Origin of the sequence: Staphylococcus intermedius NCTC 11048 (assembly GCF_002902385.1) — a bacterium.
Lineage (GTDB): Bacteria > Bacillota > Bacilli > Staphylococcales > Staphylococcaceae > Staphylococcus > Staphylococcus intermedius.
Map to the genome: position 1 here is coordinate 1 of NZ_PPQH01000084.1, position 3,174 is coordinate 3,174.

Here is a 3,174-nt window from a genome sequence, read left to right on the forward strand (position 1 = left end):
TAACCACATCTCCAGAAATAATCTATTGTTATTGCAGCATTTTGTTTATTGATTTTGTATAGATTTGTATACTAATTTAACTTTGCAACAGAACCATAATTTTTATCTGTGAAATAAGATTTGTTAACTGCAATTAAAACGTGAAAATGGGGGTTATAATCGTCCCGTTCTTTGTTGTATGTAATTTCTAATTTCCTTACATAACCCTTAACAACTTTTTTAAATTTAGTTCGGTTACTCAAACGTCTAAAAGATTGATTATAATGCTTAATCTCAGTTTCTAACTCATTTTTAGATACATTAGGTGTCGTTAATGTTAAAAATATAAAATCTTTTTTATGTGATTTCTGTACATACTGCATCATCAAAGATAAACCTAACGCATCTTTTCTCGCTTTACGCCAAGCACAAACCGGACAAAATCGATTTTTACACGAATTCGCTTTATATAATTTTTGTTTTTCTAACGACTTATCTGTCACAAAAGACAAAAAGGTATTACATTCCCGTACCAATGTCATTTGATTTTCCCCCACATGTCGTTCTATAAATTTCTGAAATACTTGATTTCTTCGTTTTTTCTCAGTATACTTATCCATGTTATATAACTTAAAAAAACAACTTAGTTTCTCTCAAACTATGTATATAAAAAAGTTGCTTTTTCTCCTTTCTTGTAAAGTTTTTGATTAGACACCTAAAACATTACATCACTAGGTAAGAAAAAGCAACTTTTTTTGCGTTTAAAGCCTTACATACCAACACTTTAAGGGTAACTATTCCACTCTGTAATAGTTACCCTTATTATCAAGACAAGAAGAAACTCGTTTTCAACTCGTTTCTAAAACCGAAACGGGCGTACCAAATCTGGCACACCCATTTAATCTATTCAAAACATGCACTATAAACTTGACCAACACTAAAGAAACCAATTGCAGCAGATAATGCTTGAGGTCCTGCAGCACTTCCCGCTGTTTTCACAGCAGAAACTGCTGCGTCTTTCTTAGACATAGTCTCACGAGCTTTTTTATATGCCGGAACTAACTTTGTAGCAAATGTTTTAGCGCCACCAGCAGCTTTAATAACCTCTTTTACTTTAGCAATTTTAGCAGCAGAAAACACATTGCTAGCAATTGCTAAACCTATAGCTGACGCACATCCTACAGCTCCACGCTCAGAAGTCATTAAATTAGAATTTTCTTTCTGTATATACTCGTTTGTAGCCTTATCCCCTTTTGCTAAAACTGAATCGGGAATGTTTTCTACCGTAGTTAGAAACTGCGTCAATTCTTCTTGGTTAACATTTTCTAAACTTATACCATCAGGAATATCAGAACCATCCTCTTGTGAACTTTGAATCGCTTCTTTAACATTATTAACCTCATTCGCTTCTACATATGAAGTGCTACCAAAACCAAATAGTAAAGCAACGCTTGATAATGTTACAATAGCTCTTTTCAAAAGAAAATCCCCTTTCAAATAATAAATTTAAATGTTACGTTTTAAGCATAACATAATAAAATATCTTTTACGGAGGTATCATAATGAAAAAGCCTTCTATCTTAGCAGGAATAATAATTTTACTACTTATAACTTGCAGTATAGTATTAAACTTAATCAATATTCCTAGTGAGGCAAATATCACATACTCAATAACAGCTATTATTATTATTATCTTACTGTTCTTTATCATTCCAAAAAATAACAAATCACAATGATGCTTTATTCCAATTGCTTTATTGACAACGAGCCTCTGAACCCTTAACAAACCCAAAACTTGTCGAATGGTCGGCTTAATAGCTCACGCTATGCCGACATTCGTCTGCAAGTTTAGTTAAGGGTTCTTCTCATTGATCAATAAATTTTCTCGGCATAAATGCGTTGTCTAATTATTACGATTAGCATTCCAACCAACTAAAACATTACAAACAAAACCTATTAATCCACAAAATAAAGCAGATAAAAATGTTGTCTGTCCAATATAAAAAACAACTAAAAACATCAAAATTCCAACTACTAAACTTATTATCCACTGATTCTTTTTCACGCCTTAAATCACTCCTTTTTCAATAAAAATTATACTATGAATTAAGTTATAAACAACTCGTGAATATAAGATTAATTATACTTTAACTTCGTTCATGGCTTAATCAACACCTTAATTCCAAACATCTGAAATAATACGGATTTTTAAACGCATTAAAATTCGTGACTATCTTAGTTAAACTCTGTTTAATTAAGATTTTTTATTTTTCATTGTCCAAGGGCGCACTTACACACCTGAAAAGGTGTCGTGCTAAAACCAAAATTTGCGTGTGATAATCCAATATCTTTATTTTGCATTTTAAGGGGGTATTTTGAAGGTTTAGGGATAATCCAATATCTTTATTTTGCATTTTAAGGGGGTATTTTGAAGGTTTAGGGATAATCCATATAGTTTTATACCTAAAACGTATATAAGCTCTTAAAACGCAAATATAAGCCGAATAAATATATCCTCATTTCACAAACAAAATTTAAGCAAAACCAGCAGCTATTTTTTAGACACTGCCCATCTACATGCAAATTAATTTGCATACATTTTTTTATAGTTCCTACAGGGACAAGCGACCTTATTTTTAACAATAAAAAAGTGTCAGTCTAAGACCAACACTTTATGTTTCTTCTTCAATTTCATCAATCATTTGATGATTTAATTCTCTTTTTTCTTGTTCTGTTAAATCATGCAGTTCACTCGCTAAATATTCTTTTTGTTTCCAAATATAAAAAATTTGATAGATATATTCAGTCGGATCAATCTCTTTTAAATAATCTAAATCACCATTTTTTAATAACTTTCTCGCCTCTTTAAATAATCCCGAATACACTAATACCTGCTTACCTTTTAAAGAACGATAATACGCATCAAATACTTTTTGATTACTTAAATAATCACTATCTTTACCCGAATATTTAGCCATTTCATAAAGCTCTTTGTCATTATTAGCCTTAACTTTCTCCACATGAACTTGTGTAATTTCTGGCATTCCCGTAACATCTCGCCATAAATTCAACCATTCTTTTTGACTAATATAATAATTTTGGTTCTGTTGCAAAGTTAAAAATCATATAATATAAATACAGAGAAATGAGAAAATAACCACATCTCCAGAAATAATCTATTGTTATTGCAGCATT

At 30.9% G+C, this 3,174-nt stretch carries 2 protein-coding genes and 2 pseudogenes; all 4 read right to left on the bottom strand.

Going from position 1 to position 3,174, the window contains the following annotated elements:
* Window positions 1-95: 95 nt before the first annotated feature.
* A pseudogene (locus CD138_RS12420) lies at window positions 96-599 on the bottom strand (protein rep); the annotation flags it as partial.
* A gap of 283 nt (window positions 600-882) precedes the next feature.
* Window positions 883-1,458: a hypothetical protein gene (locus CD138_RS12425; RefSeq protein ID WP_019167672.1), complete on the bottom strand. Its 576-nt coding sequence runs from the start codon at window positions 1,456-1,458 to the stop codon at window positions 883-885.
* 424 nt (window positions 1,459-1,882) lie between these two features.
* On the bottom strand, window positions 1,883-2,044 hold the full coding sequence (locus tag CD138_RS14345) for a hypothetical protein (RefSeq protein WP_019167674.1): 162 nt from the start codon (window positions 2,042-2,044) through the stop codon (window positions 1,883-1,885).
* A gap of 607 nt (window positions 2,045-2,651) precedes the next feature.
* Window positions 2,652-3,083, bottom strand: a pseudogene (locus tag CD138_RS12430) (protein rep); the annotation flags it as partial.
* Between the last annotated feature and the right edge of the window lie 91 nt (window positions 3,084-3,174).